Annotated in this window: 12 protein-coding genes; 4 read left to right on the top strand and 8 right to left on the bottom strand. The window is 33.1% G+C overall.

All coding sequences use genetic code 11. The features are described from left to right. The 4 genes from ICJ84_RS09445 to ICJ84_RS17110 all read left to right on the top strand — a co-directional run bounded on the left by ICJ84_RS09445 (position 1) and on the right by ICJ84_RS17110 (position 4,724). Positions 1 to 1,383: a RagB/SusD family nutrient uptake outer membrane protein gene (locus tag ICJ84_RS09445; RefSeq protein WP_188216150.1), complete on the top strand. Its 1,383-nt coding sequence runs from the start codon at positions 1 to 3 to the stop codon at positions 1,381 to 1,383. Further along, a complete protein-coding gene (locus ICJ84_RS09440; protein WP_188216149.1) occupies positions 1,383 to 2,582 on the top strand; it encodes a thioredoxin family protein in 1,200 nt (399 codons plus the stop codon). Before ICJ84_RS09445 ends, ICJ84_RS09440 begins: the two co-directional genes overlap by 1 nt. 20 nt (positions 2,583 to 2,602) lie before the next feature. Beyond that, positions 2,603 to 3,973 carry a TlpA family protein disulfide reductase gene (locus ICJ84_RS09435; RefSeq protein WP_188216148.1) on the top strand — a complete coding sequence of 457 codons (1,371 nt, stop codon included), beginning with the start codon at positions 2,603 to 2,605 and terminating at the stop codon, positions 3,971 to 3,973. A gap of 574 nt (positions 3,974 to 4,547) precedes the next feature. Beyond that, entirely contained in the window at positions 4,548 to 4,724 is a 177-nt protein-coding gene (locus tag ICJ84_RS17110) for a hypothetical protein (protein WP_394367622.1), read from the top strand. 131 nt (positions 4,725 to 4,855) lie between these two features. Here ICJ84_RS17110 and ICJ84_RS09430 read toward each other — a convergent pair whose 3' ends face one another. The 8 genes from ICJ84_RS09430 to ICJ84_RS09395 all read right to left on the bottom strand — a co-directional run bounded on the left by ICJ84_RS09430 (position 4,856) and on the right by ICJ84_RS09395 (position 16,390). Further along, entirely contained in the window at positions 4,856 to 5,728 is an 873-nt protein-coding gene (locus ICJ84_RS09430; RefSeq protein WP_188216147.1) for an alpha/beta hydrolase, read from the bottom strand. A 21-nt stretch (positions 5,729 to 5,749) separates the two neighbouring features. Then, positions 5,750 to 7,570, bottom strand: coding sequence for a T9SS type B sorting domain-containing protein (locus ICJ84_RS09425; RefSeq protein WP_206688696.1), 1,821 nt, complete (start codon positions 7,568 to 7,570; stop codon positions 5,750 to 5,752). A gap of 275 nt (positions 7,571 to 7,845) precedes the next feature. Next, positions 7,846 to 9,132, bottom strand: a complete 1,287-nt coding sequence (locus tag ICJ84_RS09420) for a T9SS type A sorting domain-containing protein (protein WP_188216145.1) — start codon at positions 9,130 to 9,132, stop codon at positions 7,846 to 7,848. Between the two features lie 440 nt (positions 9,133 to 9,572). Further along, positions 9,573 to 11,162 (bottom strand): solute:sodium symporter family transporter, encoded by a 1,590-nt coding sequence (locus ICJ84_RS09415; protein ID WP_188216144.1) that lies wholly within the window; start codon positions 11,160 to 11,162, stop codon positions 9,573 to 9,575. Positions 11,163 to 11,309: 147 nt separating this feature from the next. Further along, positions 11,310 to 12,728 (bottom strand): T9SS type A sorting domain-containing protein, encoded by a 1,419-nt coding sequence (locus ICJ84_RS09410; protein WP_188216143.1) that lies wholly within the window; start codon positions 12,726 to 12,728, stop codon positions 11,310 to 11,312. 11 nt (positions 12,729 to 12,739) lie between these two features. Then, positions 12,740 to 14,200 (bottom strand): cellulase family glycosylhydrolase, encoded by a 1,461-nt coding sequence (locus ICJ84_RS09405; protein WP_188216142.1) that lies wholly within the window; start codon positions 14,198 to 14,200, stop codon positions 12,740 to 12,742. A gap of 12 nt (positions 14,201 to 14,212) precedes the next feature. Next, the gene (locus ICJ84_RS09400; protein WP_188216141.1) at positions 14,213 to 14,554 is read right to left on the bottom strand and encodes a hypothetical protein; all 342 of its coding nucleotides are present in this window, start codon (positions 14,552 to 14,554) and stop codon (positions 14,213 to 14,215) included. Between the two features lie 159 nt (positions 14,555 to 14,713). After that, positions 14,714 to 16,390: a sulfatase family protein gene (locus ICJ84_RS09395; protein WP_188216140.1), complete on the bottom strand. Its 1,677-nt coding sequence runs from the start codon at positions 16,388 to 16,390 to the stop codon at positions 14,714 to 14,716. Positions 16,391 to 16,407: the final 17 nt, after the last annotated feature.

The raw sequence follows: 16,407 nt of genomic DNA, 5'->3' as shown, positions 1-16,407 counted from the left end.
ATGAAATTATTTAAAACCATTATATTAACTCTAATTGTTGTTTTAGGGTTGCTAAACACATCTTGCGAAGTTATAGATGTTACAGATGTAGATCCTGTTTATCAGGTATCCGAAGATAAGGTGATTACTAATTTAGACCAAGCTCAAACGGTTTTGTATGGAACTTACGGGATTTTAATTGACGGATTAGAGTACGCGGTTTATGCTCCGGCCATAACCTCTATGATGGGGCTTACCATGCAACCGGGTATTTGGGGCGGTAGTTCTGAAAATGCATTTTTTAACAACGATGTCTCTTCCGATAATTTTTATTTAGAGGCTATTTATACCAAAATGTATTTTCTATTGAATAATGCAAACCATATTATTTCAAAAACTGAAAAATTAGAAATTATTGAAACTCAAAGGAAAAATGAAATTATAGCAGAAGCAAAGGCTTTAAGAGCATTAACGCACTTTTATTTGTTACGTTTATGGGGGCAGTTTTATGATGGAAATTCTGAATATGGAATTGTATTAAAAGAGCAACCTATAAGTGATGCTTCAATACAACCAAGAACAACGGTACAAGCAACGTATGAATTAATTTTAGATGATTTAGATTTTGCTATCGATAATGCCCCAGATTTTAGCAATACCTTTTATGTGTCCAATCTGTTTGCAAAAGCTTTAAAAAGTAAAGTACTATTGTATAAAAAGGATTATGAAGCCGCAGCTCAATTGGCTTTAGAAGTTATTAATTCGAGTGATAGAACTTTAGAAGATACTTTTAGTGAGATTTTTACTAAGAAAATTATTGATACTAAAGAAGTGTTGTTTCAAACACCATTTGATAATTTAAATGATAGAAATAATAAAGCATTTATGTTTCGATCCTATTTTGGTCTTTCTGAATACTATGTTTCTTTTTTGGAAAATGATGCAAGAAAAGATGCTGCAATAGCCTACACATCTACTGGGAGTGTTAGAAATAATAAGTTTAATGGTTCTACATATAATGGTGTTCCACTTACGGCTGATACCGAGTATTTTTTAAGATTAGATGAGGTTTATCTGATTTATGCCGAAGCTGTTCTAAGAGGAAATGACGATATAGACCAGTCGCTTTGGGCAGTTAATAAAGTTAGAGAACGAAGTACAAATAGTTTGTTAGATACTTCAGATAAAGACGAACTTCTTGCTGCTATTCGTGAGGAGAAAGTGTTCGAGTTAGGAGCCGAAAGCGGTGAAGAATGGTTTGATTTAGTTCGCTATCATATTGAAGGAGATATTGACATTAATGATTATAAAACTTTAAGTTCTGATTCTAAACTTATCCTACCACTACCATTTCAAACAATTCAGTTGTCTAATAATATTATAAAGCAAAACCCAGATTATTAATGAGAACATTAGTTAATTTATTTACAATAATAGTTTTATTAGTTTCCTGTAAAAAGGAAGCTAATGAAACTTTAAATGAAATTGATTTCAAGAGTGGTAGCTTTTCAGAATTGAAAGAAATTGCAAAGCAGGAAAATAAACTCATTTTTATTGACTGCTATACCTCATGGTGCGCCCCTTGTAAATGGATGGATAAGAATGTATTTGTGAAAAAAGACGTTTTTGAATTTTACAATGCGTCGTTTATAAATACTAAAATTGATATGGAAAAGGGGGAAGGGCCTTCCATCGCTAAAGCGTATGGCGTGACATCTTTTCCAACTTACCTTTTTATAAATAGTGAAGGGGAGTTGATACATAAATCGGGATCTAAAATGAGAGCAGAAGCATTTATAGAACAAGGTAATAATGCTTTAAATCCGAAAAAATCGCTTGGACTTTTAGAAAAAAAGTATGAATCCAATAATATTACGAATGAGGAGATTGTTGATTATCTTTTAGCTTTAAATCAAATCCGAGCACCAAAAACTCAGGATATTTTAAATGATTTGTTATCGCGGGTAGATTCGGTTTGGCTAAAATCTCAGTCAGGATGGAAGCTTATTAATAGTTTTGTATATGAGGCTTCTTCGCCACTATACCATTTGTTAGAAAATAATACATCTTATTTTATTGGTATTGCGGGTCAAGAAGGAGTTAACTCTGTTTACCAGAAGGTGCTTCAAAGACGTATGTATCAATCTATAAACGATAAGAACGAAGCGTTATTTTTAAGACAGTTAGATTCATTAAAGCAATTAACCAATAATTCTAGAGATTTATCCATTATCCATTGTAGTTATTATGTAAACTCAGGTGATGCAAATGCATTTATTGAAACTTCAAATTATTATGTAGATAATTTTTTGCAAACAGACCCAGAGACCATTGCATTTATAGCAAATTCAACAACATATAAAGGAGAAGAGCAAAATAAAAATATCCTTAAACAGGCAGGATATTTAATAGGTAAAGCTTATAACATGAATCCGAATGATTACGGAATTGTTGGGACGTATGCTCGAATTAATAGCTTACTTGGAAATAAGCAAGAAGCTGTTAAAGCTGCTAAAATAGCAGTGAAAATGGCGGATACAATTAGTAGTAAAGTAAAAAAGAGAGCACTTCAAAATTTAGAGGCGATAGAAAATGCTCAATAGTTATTTAAAGGATTATAATTATGAAAAGAACAATATTACTAATGCTAGTATTGAGTGTTTGTGCCTGTGAAAATAAAAAAAATCAAGGTGTAATTTTGTCAGGGGTAATAACAAATAAAGCAAGCGAAGAGTTTGTTATTGTTGATAGTAATTCCAATGTTAGAGATACAATTCAAATATCAGAAAATGGAAGCTTTAAAGATACCCTTTATATAGAAGAAGGTATTCATTTAATAAATTATGGTAGTATTTTTTTTAGAGCGTATTTTGAAAAGGAAAAAGATTTAGGTATTCATTTTGATACCAAGGATTTTAAAAATTCATTAGCTTTTTCAGGTCAAGGTGCAGAGAATAATATCTATTTATTGAATAAAAAAGCTAATGAATATGAATTGATAGGGAGAAGTAATGATTTTTTCAGTATGGAAGAAGCAACTTTTAAGGCGAAGTCAATGGATATTAAAAATGAATTATTAAAACTTTTGGATGCCAATACTAAGGTTTCAGAGGTGTTTAAAAGCAAAGAAAAAAGAAATATTAATTATGAGTTTTTAAGTCGACTACAAGGGTATCAACAATCACATGGCTACGCTACAAATCAATTAGATTTTAAAACTTCGGAAGGATTTGGTGAACTTAACAGCAAGTTTGACTATAACAAAGGAGGTGATTTTTTGTTTTCGTCGGCTTATAAACGATTAGTTAAAAATTATATTTCTAAAACAGCAAAAAAGCTGGAACAGACCGATGGCTTGAGTGAGGATATAGCGTACCTAACTGCAGTATCAAAAATACTAAATGATACCATCAAAAATAGTCTGTTGTTTGATGATGCCAGATATGGTATTACATATACCAGTGATTTAACTGCATATTATAATATCTTCATTAAAGCTTCAACAAACGAAGTTCATAAACAAGAAATTACTGAAAGCTATAACCTATTAAAGAAAGTTTCTAAAGGAGAACCTTCACCAGAGTTTTATGCTTATGAAAATTACAATGGGGAAAAAACATCATTACGTGATTTGAAAGGAAAATATCTTTATATAGATGTTTGGGCCACTTGGTGTGGACCTTGTAAAAAGGAAATTCCATATTTAAAGGAAGTTGAAAAGTTGTATCGTGATAAGAACATTGAATTTGTGAGTATTTCTATTGATAAACATGAAGATCGTGATAAATGGATTAAAATGATTGAGGATAAAGAATTGCAAGGGGTACAGTTGTTAGCCGATAACGCTTGGCAATCTCAGTTTGTTAAGGATTATCTAATAAAAGGTATTCCTAAATTTATTTTACTAGATCCAAAAGGAATCATAATTAACTCTAATGCGCCCAGGCCATCAGAAGAAGAGCTTGTTCAATTATTAAATACCTTATTCAATTAATTGGAGAGTTTTTTATAATTGATAATTGTTTGCTCTGAGTTAGCTATATAATTTCCTTTCAATATGCTCCTCAAAGGGTCAATAGAGTGTATTGAAAGGAAATTCATTCTAAGCTAAAAAAAATAAAGTTTTAGGCGTGTGGTCATTAACTGGCCCGCCTAATAAGTTTCTTTTCTCTTTCCGTTTCAGGGTATTTTAATAGTATTTAGATGTAATTGTATTTTTGTTATGTTAAATAGAAGTAAATTATATTTTTAATGTTCTTTGTATGATTTGATTGTGCAATTCGGTGTGCATGAAAGTATGGAAATTAGAGAATAACAGTAATAATAGGGGTTAAGTAAGGTCTAAGTTAGGTGCGCCACGCAGACCAGATTCGAAATTAATATGGAATAAAATCTTAGTATTTTTTTTGATTATTAAGGTCTTGGCGTTTTTAGGAGTTCATATTAATTGAATTCATTTAAATAAAAATGTGACCTATTCGGTTACCACTTTTAAAAACGTGTAAAAAGGTAACTGAGCAATTTGATTTGGCTTTTGTTTCTAATGTTCAATTTTAAAACAAAAGAGTATGAAAACCACGCAAACATTCAGTGTTCTTTTTTGGCTGAAGCAATCCAATATCAAAAATGGAAAAGCACCTCTTTATGCTTGTATTACTGTAAATGACAATCGAGCAGAACTATTCTTAAAACGAAAAGTCCTTATTTCGGAATTTCGGAATGCGATTCTAATGATTTATTACTGACTAGAGATATCGTGTTTTCCAAAGGAGGATAGCGGGTCAAATGTATACCGAAAATAAATTCATGATGATTGACATGAATAAATGAAGGGGCGGTTGTTATGCAGCTTTCAAAGTTTCTATATTTATCTTTTTTAAATGATTTCATTTGTTAAATGAACCTTAGTGAAATTTTTTATTTTTTCCCAAGTGTCTAAAAGTTCAGGTGTTTCCCAGCCATGACCAGCATTTGGATACAAAGTAAATTCATTTTCTATTCCAAGAGCCGTTAATTTATTTTTTAAATCATATCCTTGGCTGTTAGGTATTAAAGGGTCTTGTTCGCCGTTAAAGAATATGGTTGGTGGTGAGCTTGAGTTAACTTGATGCAAAGGGCTAATTTTTTCTAAAAAACCGATATCATCGGGATTAATGTTATAAATACTTAAAAAGAGTTTTAGTTGAGGGTTTGTACTATTTAAGTACACTGGATCGGTAAAATTTGTGGGGCTTACAATACCTACTACCATTTTAATGTTTTTTTGAGCATCAAAAGCATAGCTCCATAAGAGAGCTAAATGTCCGCCGGCACTTATGCCTAAAAGCCCAAATTCTTCAGAAATTTTGTAACTGTTTTTGTATTGTTTTAAATGGTTAATTACTTCAGTAATGTCATTAATTTGCATCGGGAAGGGAGGATTTGTTTCATTTGCAAGTCTGTAGTTTATTGACACTATAGCTATGTTAGGAAAGTCTTTTTTATATAATGTAATCAAAGTGTTCATATCGGTTTTATCACCAGATACCCAAGCACCACCATGAATTAAAATCATGGTTTTTGTTTTTGAATTTCGGTTTTCGGGTAAATAAATATCAAAGGTTTGATTTGTATCGTTGCCATAAGAAACGTTTATAATTTCTTTATAGGGTGTTTTTATTTTTTCGATTATTTCTCCAGTTTCATCAGAACATGATAAAACAATAGTAAAAAGGAGAAGAACATTGAGAATTATGGTTTTTAGTTTCATAATTGTTAATAATCAGTTTAATTATCGTTTAAGCGCAAAATGAGATTTATACTGTTTTAATTGTCCGTTTTTAGGTTCGGTATATTCAACAACAAACCAATAATCGTTATCAGGTAGATTTTCGCCTTTAAATGTGCCATCCCATCCGTTATCGTAGGGTTTTAGTTCTTTTAAAAGTTTTCCATACCTATCAAATACTTGTATTTTGGCTTGAGTTTGGTTGTGGAGACCGACGATGTTCCATTTGTCGTTAACCCCATCTCCATTAGGTGTAAAATAATGTGGGTAATCAATAACCATAACTGTTGTTTCATTAATACCACACCCGTAAATATTTCGCGCTCGTATGATGTGCTCACCGAAAGACACATTATTAAAAACGGTGTCTTTTTGCCATAAACCACCATCTAAACTAAATTCATTGTCGGTATCGTTTGTAGAAGTGTTAATTTCAATGCTGTGGTTGTCTGAAAAGGCCTTAGAGGTTACAGTTGCTTTAATAATAGGAGGGGAATGAGATGTTACCTCTGTATAAAAGGTATTAGAACATCCTTCAATATTCGTTATTTCTACGCTATATATACCATTTTCAAGAGGAATTAATTTGGGTTTGTTTTCAAATGGAATGATTTTATTGTTCAATACCCAAGTAAAGCTAAAGTCGTAGCTGTTTAAACCTGTGTCAATTGTGGGAGGTGAGGGTATTTCTTCTGTTCCATTAGTGTTTTCACAAAGTATATATTCTGGTTCTAAATTAATTTTTGGCAATCTAATTACATTTATAATGAAAGAACTCACCGAAAAGCATTCAGGCATGTTTATATTATTAATACGAACGTATATAACTTCAGAAGGCATACTGTTAATGTAGTTATTGGGTAGGGCATTAGTATGGTTGTAAGCATCTGTTTGATTTTTATAATAGCTAACAGAAAACACATTAGGAGCGAGTCCGTTTAAAACCTCGTTGTCTTTTACCTGTAAATCGATTTCAGCAATTCCATCATTGTCATCTAGAATATCACATACGTTATAGTCGATTATGTTATTTGGAGCTTGAGGAACTTGATAAAACATGGTATTAAATTCATATTTTTCAACAAGGACATGGTTGCTATTGTAAACTTCAGCTTTATATATGTTGGAAGCTGAAACTTCTATGTTATTTGAGTTAGAATTAGACATTTCGATAAAATGATTATTACTGTCTTTATAAAACCACTTGTAATAACTTGCATTTACGGCTGAAGCATTTAAAGTGATATTATCGCCTTGGCAAGCTTTTTTATTTATAGAAATAGGATCTTTAACCAATACACAGTTGGTTGTGGCGGCTCCGGAAACCTGTGTTACAGTAATAAAACCAGACTTTCTGGAGAAATTTGTGATGAGCATGAGATAGTATTCTCCGGCTTTAGTGCTAGTAAGGTTGGCAAATTCAACATTATCTAATTTATAACTACAGTCTACAACATTAAAACCTGTTAGGTCATTGGCACATGGTGTTACAGGGTCTTTGAAAGGCCCGTAAACAATAAAATCGACATCTAGATTAGCTATTCCGCCAGGAGTTGTACTTTGTTCTATCATTAATTCTATATCTCCATCTTGGGCTATTTGTAAATAAAACCAAGAGGGGTTTAACTGCAATGTCAGGCAGCCATAATCGGGTGTTTGTTCTGCTAGGTTATAACCAGAGGTATTGGGATATGAAAACTTATTGGAGCCACATAACGGCTCTGCACTTACACAAAATTTACCTTGACCTTTTTGGCTATGCCCAACAAAAACAGATAGCATAGCCACCCACAAAAGGTTCTGTATTTTCTTTTGGAAATTCATAATTATAGTAACTTGAACTTTAAATACTCCTTGGTTTGTCTCGAAGATGATTTACTGATTTTATGTAGTTTGGAAATTTTATATGATAATTCTTAGTCTTATGCTTAGGGGAAGAGTTCTTGTTACAGCTAAACTTTAACAAAGCAAAGTTGAAAACAATTAAAACAGAAATCACTACTATGATAGTCATTAGTATTCATTTAAAAAGTCTAGGGTTATTATATTCAAATAGGTTGGCAATAATCTTTTAAGGTAGAATCTTGCCAACCTATATTTTATTTTGATATAATCAGTTTTTTAACTTCATAATTATGGTTGCTATCTTGCATTTTTACCACATAAATACCGTTTTTTAAATTGGAGATGTTTAATTGATTTCTCGTTATGCTATTAAACGATAGTACTTGTTTTCCAGTAACATCGTAAATACTAATGGCATTAATATTTTCAAGACTTTTAATATTTAAAATATGTTTTGCAGGATTAGGGTAAATACGCATGGTACTTATTTTTTTAGTAGGAGCGTCATTTATACCTAATGTTATATAGGTAAATTCTGAAGTAACGTTGTCAAAAGCAACTTTGTCTCCTATTAGAGCACCGTCTTTAACTTTAAATCTAAAATGAATTTTGTTAAAAGCAACATCGTTTGCCTTATTTAATGAAAAAGATTCCCAGGTGTTTGTAGTTGTTACCGAAACTAATCCTGTATTTTGCCCTGCTATTTTGTTGTCATTAGCATCGTATAAATCATAAAGAATCTGAACGTTTATTGCCGGGTTATTAGACATCATATTGAAAGTTGCTTTAATCTCAGATGGATTTACTGTTTTTCCAAAATCGTAAATTACATTGTTTAGAAAATTGTTTTTGGTTTGGTCGTTAGTAAAACTGAGCTGTCCGGCACTACCACCTCCATTACCAGTTGTGATACTCGCTACAACTTCACCACCATTTCCAGACCAATTGGTTAAATCACCTGTTTCAAAATCAGGGTTTGATACATAGCTGTTTTCTGTAAACTCTTCTGTAATAGATATAGAAATGTTATCAAAAGATATTGTACCGCTAGTGCCATCGGTAGCATTGCTTTTTGCTCTTATTGATACCTGAGAAATGCCTCCGTTTACATTATCTAAATTTACAGGTAGTTCCATTTCAAAAGTAGATGTTCCACTACCTAAAGCTACAATAGGCATATTAAATTCAACTATTTCTCCTGCTCCAAAATTAGTGCTTCCGGTATCGAGGTTACTAATTTGCCAAGTAGTAACATCGGTAGCATTTTCGGCAACTAAGGTTATTTTTATTTTTTGGTTAGCTCCTACAGGAATAAGAGGGGCATATTCTTCGCTGCGTATTTGTGGAAATCCGGTTCCTGAGCCTTTTCCTGTTGCAATTAAATAACCACCTGTTGGATTTGGTGTTGATGTCGATAAATCTAATCCGGCAGCAATCCAACCTTCTTTATCTCCATCGGTATTAAACGTATAGTTTTTCACCTGTGAAATCATTGTTAATGGAAGCATAAATACCACTAATAGTAACGTAATTTTTTTCATCATTTTAGTTTTATAGTTATTGGTTTAGTTAAATAACTATAAGCAGGGGTGTTCAAAAAGATTGGGAAAACATTGAAAAGGAAGTAACATAGCGTTTTCAATGTTTGTTATTTCAAAACTAAATGAATGACATGCTTTTGAGGTTTTAAAACTATCACAAAAGGTTTGTTAACTGTCTAAAGTGATATAAATATTTTGTTTAAAGTGTTTTATGTGATTTTTTTGCTGGAGTAATATTAGGAATTATACTATAATAAAGAGGGGGTGTTAATAAAAAAGAGACTGTCTAAAAGTCGTTATTCCGAATATGATGAAGGAATCTTAGATGTTCAACTTATTGATTATGTAACTGCTTTTGAAGATGGATTTCTCGTAATAAGGTTTTAATATTGCTTTTAATGCAGCCTCTTTTTTATTGGGTTCACACAAGTTTTTTTCAATTATGAAAAATATATATAAACAGCAATAACTATTAGCGTAATTAAAGACCCTATGAGTTTAGCATGTTTCCAAGGCGTAATATCAACTTCGTTAGTGAATTCCTGACTGTATGCTGTATTTCTTGGTTTAAATTTTGCTATTGCAAGCATAATTAAAATATTCATTACAAATAAAATAGCCATAACATGTAAGTAATGGAGATAATTATTTTCTCCAAAAAGATATGGCTTCAAAATAAATTGACTTATCATGTAAAGCACTGCTCCTAAAACGATGGCAATATTAGCAGCCACGGCAGGAACACGTTTAGATAGATAACCAACAACTATAATTGTTAAGATAGGAATACTATAACATCCATTAACTTCCTGAAGATATCCAAATAAGCCATCAGGAGCATTAGCAATAAATGGAGCAACAAACATTGATAAGAAGGCTAGAAGTATTCCAAAATTTTTACCGGCCTTAACGGTTTCTTTTTCTGTGGCTTTTTTATTTATAAATTCTTTATAAATATCTACGCCAAATAAGGTAACTGAACTATTAAGGGCACTGTTAAACGAACTTAAAATAGCCCCAAACAGTACTGCTGCAAAAAATCCAACCAAGGAGGCTGGTAATACTTCGGTAACCAGTTTAGGGTAAGCTTCGTCTGGATTGGCAAGATTCCCCTGAAATAAATGAAAGGCAATAATGCCAGGGATGACAACAATAAGCGGTCCAAGAATTTTAATAAAAGCTGCTAACAGAAGTCCTTTTTGTCCTTCTTTTAAGTTTTTAGCTCCTAATGCACGTTGTATAATTGCCTGGTTTGTTCCCCAATAAAACAATTGTACAAGCATCATCCCTGTAAATATGGTAGAAAACGGGATAGAAGAATCTGCAGGACCTATAGCATTAAATTTTTCCGGGTTGTTATGCAATAATGTATGTATGCCCTGAGATATACTATTATCACCAATGGCTTTTAATCCAAAATAGGGTATGAGTAACCCTCCAATTAATAAGCCAACAGCATTTATGGTATCGGATACAGCAACGGCTTTTAATCCACCAAAAATAGCATAGATCGATCCTATAATCCCAATAGCAAAAACAGAAAACCAAAGGGCTGCGTTTTTCGACACGCCTAACATTTCAGGAACGTTAAACATAGCATTTATGGCTAAAGCCCCAGAATATAAAACAATAGGCAGAAGCACCACGACATAGCCTGAAAGAAACAGTCCGGATGTAATAGCCTTTGTTGTTTTATTGTAGCGACGTTCTAAAAAAGTAGGAATGGTCGCTATGCCGCCGCTTAAATATCTAGGCAACAGAAATAAGGCTGTAACTACCATGGCAATAGCTGCTAAAGTTTCCCAAGCCATAACTAATATACCTTCTTTGTAGGCCGAGCCATTTAAACCAACAATTTGCTCGGTAGAAAGGTTTGTTAATAACAGAGATCCTGCTATAACCAAACCCGTTAGACTTCTACCGCCAAGGAAATACCCATCGGATGTAGACTCATCGGTTTTTCTGGTAGCAAAATATGAGATTATAGCCACCAAGGCTGTAAACCCTAAAAAAGAAATTAAAGAAAGCATATTGTATTAAGTTATTAGTTTTAGTATTTGTTTGATTGGTATTAGAAAAATGCTTGTAGAAATTGATGTCAATAAAATAGAGAGTGATATTAATCACTCTCTATAATTAAATTATATTAATATTGGCACCAATAAAGTGCACTTTGTTTATTGCTTGATAAGTTTTTTAACCATAGTGTTATTTTCGGAATCTCTAATATTTAATAAGTAAAGTCCAGACTTTAAAGATGATATGTTCATTGCATTATTGTTGAATTTAGAGGTTTCTAACACTTTTTTACCAGTAATCGAAAATACTTCAATTTTTGAAATTGTATTTGTTGTATTAAAATAAACCACATTTTTTGCGGGGTTTGGGTATAATGTAAATGTTCCTTTATTGAAATTTTCAGCGCTTAGCGAGGAATCATATTCAAAAACAATATTATCAATAATAATGTTACCTGTACCTGAAGACCTTCCCACAGTTATATTATCTGCGTCTGTAAATCTTATTCTCATTGTGGTAATATCTCCACTCCATGCAGTTGTAAATTGAGTTTGGTTAAACGTATATGTTTTAAACCCCGTGTCTCCAGTTGTCATAGGCATAGTAATTACTTCACTACCAGAACCATTATCTATAATTAGACCTAGTTCATCATCATTTGTTGATTCGTTTTTTAAGGTTATTGTCACTTTGTTGTAACTATTTGCAGGTATAGGGAAATCGAACAAACTAAACCTTGCCCATTGATCTGTGGTAGGTGTTAGTGTAACAAGGCTCCCTGTATGAGACGCTACTGTTAATTGAGGATCTAAAGACCACCCTTCCAAATCACCATCAGAATCAAATGTAAATGCATAATCAAAACTAGGATCTATTATAAAATTAGCTGTTATATTTTTATCAGCATCCATGGTAATGCTCGTTGGGTTTGTAGCCCCTGTTAGGTTTCCACTCCAACTATCGAAGAGCCAGTGAGTATTAGCTGCTGCCTGCACATTAACAGAACTTCCAGATGTATAGAAAGGATCATCAGGAGATGTTGTAACAACGCCATTACCATTAGTGTCAGCTGTTAGCACATAATTTCCTGCGGGTACATTTAAATTAAGGTACACGTCATCAAAATAGAAAGTACCTCCAGGAACATCATCACACCAAAGTCTAACATTTGTATTTACACCTGTGGCTAAAGTAATATCAGATATGGTATAAGCTTGCCAATTACCATTTAAAACTAATTGAGCTCCAACTTTTCCTGCTCCTGACTGAAAAACTTGCCCATGAAATGTAGCTCCATTAGTTCCTTTTACATATAATGTGAGTTCATACGTGCTTCCAGCAATAGTCATCTGTACATTGTCAGTTTGTGCCCTTGAAGTATCATTCGCCGCATTTAATTTTAATGCTCCCAAAGATGAATTTCCTTGGGTTGCATCCCACTCTACAGAGGCTCCAGTTCCAATTGATTTCCAAGTGGAAATATCAGAATCAAAAGTGTTGTTTGTGATAGCATAATCACTTTGCCCAAATCCAAGAATAGGCAAAATTGTTAATAATAAAAGTGTAATGTTTTTCATAGTATTTAGTTTTAATCGTTTAGTGCATTATTTATTATAATTTTTTTTGTTTCTACTGTATTATTTTTAAAGTAAAATTTTAAATAATACAGGTCAGGGGCTAGATTAGGTAAGTGTAAATTTTTTGAATCTGGTTTGCAATACCACAGTTGCTTCCCTTCAGAATTGTAGAGTTTTATATCGTTAACGATTTCATTTGTGTTAAAAAACAGAGTATTTGTGGTGGGATTAGGAAACACATAAAGATGATGGGGATTTTCAAAATCTATAATGTTTAAGGTGTTTCCTAACAAGGCATCCTTAACATCTTCGACCCAAGACCTGTCAGACACTTTATAAATCGTTTTGTTTGATTCATCTCCGGCATCCCAGGCTGTAAAGGCAAATCCCAGACTAATGGCCTTTTCAGCAAGATACTCGTGATAAGCCACACGCGAAGCATTCTCTGGTCCTCCAAAATTACCATAGGTCATGGTTGAATAATTATAGCCACCTTCATTATCGGCACCAAATTCGCCTAATAAAACAGGGAGGTTATTATTTTGTGCCCATGTTTGTACTTGTTCAAAATGATAGTCTACAATATACTTATCTTCCTGAGATCCCCATGTTTCAACATCATTAACATTATCCCTGGATGAACTTGTAAATTTAAAAGGCAGATAATAATGAAATGTTGGTATTAAGTAAGAATCGCCTGTTAATATAGTAGGAGACACTTGAAGTGGTGCTTGCCACGAGTTAGCTCCTCCTCCAGTAATTATAATATTTCTACTGGGATTATTACCTCCAGAAGCTCTAATAATGCTTATAATATCTGTGTTTATCGTGTCCATTTCATTAGCAGATATATTGAAGTATGGTTCGTTAATAATCTCAAATATCAAATCGTAAGAATAATTTTTTAAACGATTAGCTATTTGAGACCAAATGGCTCTAAATTTGTCATTATCAGCAGCGCGTTTAGCAGAGGTTGGATGTGTATACAGAGTGTTTTGCACATCAATACCATTTTCTTTTATTGTTTCAGAAAAGGTTTCTATATATTCAGACTTAAGCGTGTTGCCATGAAAGTCTAAAATAACCACCAAATTTTGGTTGAGTCCCCAGTTAATAACTTGTTCTATCCTGTCTAAGTATGCAGAGTTTACTATATAATCGGCGGCAGACCCATTATAATTTCCGGAGGTGTTGGCATCTTTAGAGTATACAGAAGTATCTCCATTTGTTCTGGTTCCAAAAAAATCCATAGGAATACGCACGGTTGTAAATCCAGCTGTAGCAACATCCTGGAAATAGGATTCTGTAAACGCCGGAGCCCAGTTTCCTTCAATTGGAGCACTCAAAACATTCCCCAGGTTGATGCCTCTACCCATTTTTTCAACCATTTGTTGTGGTGAGGTTTGGGCAAATCCATAAAGCGAAAAAAACAAACTAAAGACAACATAAAAAGGAAATGCAGAGTGCTTCATGATTGCTATTAATTAGTTGTTCTCTTTTTTGTATTTACCTCTAGCCTTAACCTGTTCTTTTGTTAGAATGTCTTTATATATTTTTTTAAAATAGATTTGGTTAATTTCTTTCAAATCATCATTGTTGGCTCCGTTTTTTTTAGCTTGTTTTAATGCTTCAAGTCTTGTAATGTGGATTTGGTATATTTTTCCTTTTTGAGCATCTGTTAACCCCTGAGATTTATCACCTGCTATTATTTCAGTGTTTAATTGGTTCGTTTTTTCATTAGCTGTTTCTTTAATTTTGTCTGTTTGAGCAATTGAAGATAACGACAGACCTATAACCAAAAGACAGGTTGCAAATACTTTTTTCATAATGATTAATGGTTTAAATAGTTTAGTAATTGTGAAATTTTCACAAGGATAAAATTCTTATTTTAAATCCATTAACAGGTTTAATAATTGTCGGATATGGTTTGATAATTGTGAACCCAGAGATATCTCTACATTTTCGAGGGAAATATTTTGATTCAATTAGAGTTTTTGTGAGTGTATTGCACTTTCCTTGTAACCAATACGTTCTGCGATGGTGTACAGAATTTTTCCTTTCTCAAGGGAAAAGGGCTTGGTGTATAAATTCCACCGACTGTTAAAGTCTAATTTTTCATCATCTTTATCAGAAATATAGTAGGCAATAGAAGCGCCTTCTGTTTTTGATGACAGCGAGACATTTCCATTACTATAATTAATATCTACAGGAGCGGTAGTAGGTTGTATAAAATTTGGCCACATGATATCGATAAGCTGGCTTTCAGGAATTTGTCCCATATCGGCTCTACCTTCATAATGCGTTGTAAAAGCAGTTTGCATATTACTTAATACATCGGCATACTTTGGATCATCAGCTAAATTATTCAAATTGAAAGGATCGGTTATACAGTCGTAAAGTTCTTCCTTGGTTTTAGTTTCAAACCAACTGTATTGCACTTTATTTAGTTTCCCTTCTTTTTTTAATGCTAAGAAGTTATTCATCATAGGAACCTGTTTTCTGTAGCTCACATCTTTGTACTTGGGTAATTCCGGAAAGAAATTACGTAGATATAAAAATTGTTTATTTCTAACCGAACGAATTCTATCTGAATGTTCATCAAACCGATCTGAACTGCCAAATACATAGTTTCGTTTTTCTGTATCATACGCTCCTAAAAATGGTTTGCCTTCCATATATTTAGGTGGTTTTATGCCAGCCAAACTTAATAAGGTAGCACCTAAATCGACATAAGAAATCAACCTGTCGGTTCTACCTTTTGTTTTGCTATCGATGTCTTTTATTATAAAAGGTGTTTTTAAACCAGCATCGTAAATCTCACGTTTTTCGCGCGGTAGCGGTCCGCCATGGTCGCTGTAAAAGAACACAATAGTATTATTATATAATCCGTCTTTTTTTAATTGTGCTAAAATTTTTCCCACTTTGGCATCCATCATTTCAATATTACTGTAATTCCGTGCTATGGTATGCCTGGAGGCTTCATTATCTGGAAAATATGGCGGTACAGGAACACTATCTGGGTTAACGGTTAATGGTAAATCTTCATGCTTCCATAGTTTACTTTCATGGGTATCATCAATATTAAATACGGCAAAGAATGGCATGTTGTTTGGTCTGTTTCTCCAATGCGCTTTTGGGTTATTTTCATCCCAGGCTGATACTGGTGCAGCGAACTGATAATCGGTTTTTTGGTTGTTAGTGCAGTAGTAACCAGCTGAGCGTAGATACTCGGTAAAACATTTTACTTCTTTAGGAATGACAGCCGAGTATTGACGAATAGGTTTTCCGGTAATATCCTGCCAACCTTGTTCTTCACTAGTTTTGTAAGCTCTGTTGCCCCAGGATTGGATATCTTGTCCTGTACGCATGTGCATGGTGCCAATGGTTGTAGGGTACATACTGGTTATTATCGAAGAACGACAAGGGGCACAAACACCAACCGTAGCAAAGGCATTGTCGTAAATGAGACATTCTTTGGCAAGTTTATCTAAATGGGGTGTTTTAGCCGTATTATCTCCATAAAAAGATAGGGTAGGACTGATATCTTCACATACAATCCAAAGAATGTTGGGTTGGTTTTGAACAGATGTATTAATTTCTTTGTTTCCTTTACATGAAAAGCAAATAATAATAAAGAGTATATGTAGTTTGATTAATTTCATGTTATATCATTATTTAG

It is taken from the genome of Aestuariibaculum suncheonense (assembly GCF_014596935.1).
Taxonomy (GTDB): Bacteria; Bacteroidota; Bacteroidia; order Flavobacteriales; family Flavobacteriaceae; genus Aestuariibaculum; species Aestuariibaculum suncheonense.
This window is presented reverse-complemented; position numbering and strand designations above follow the sequence as displayed.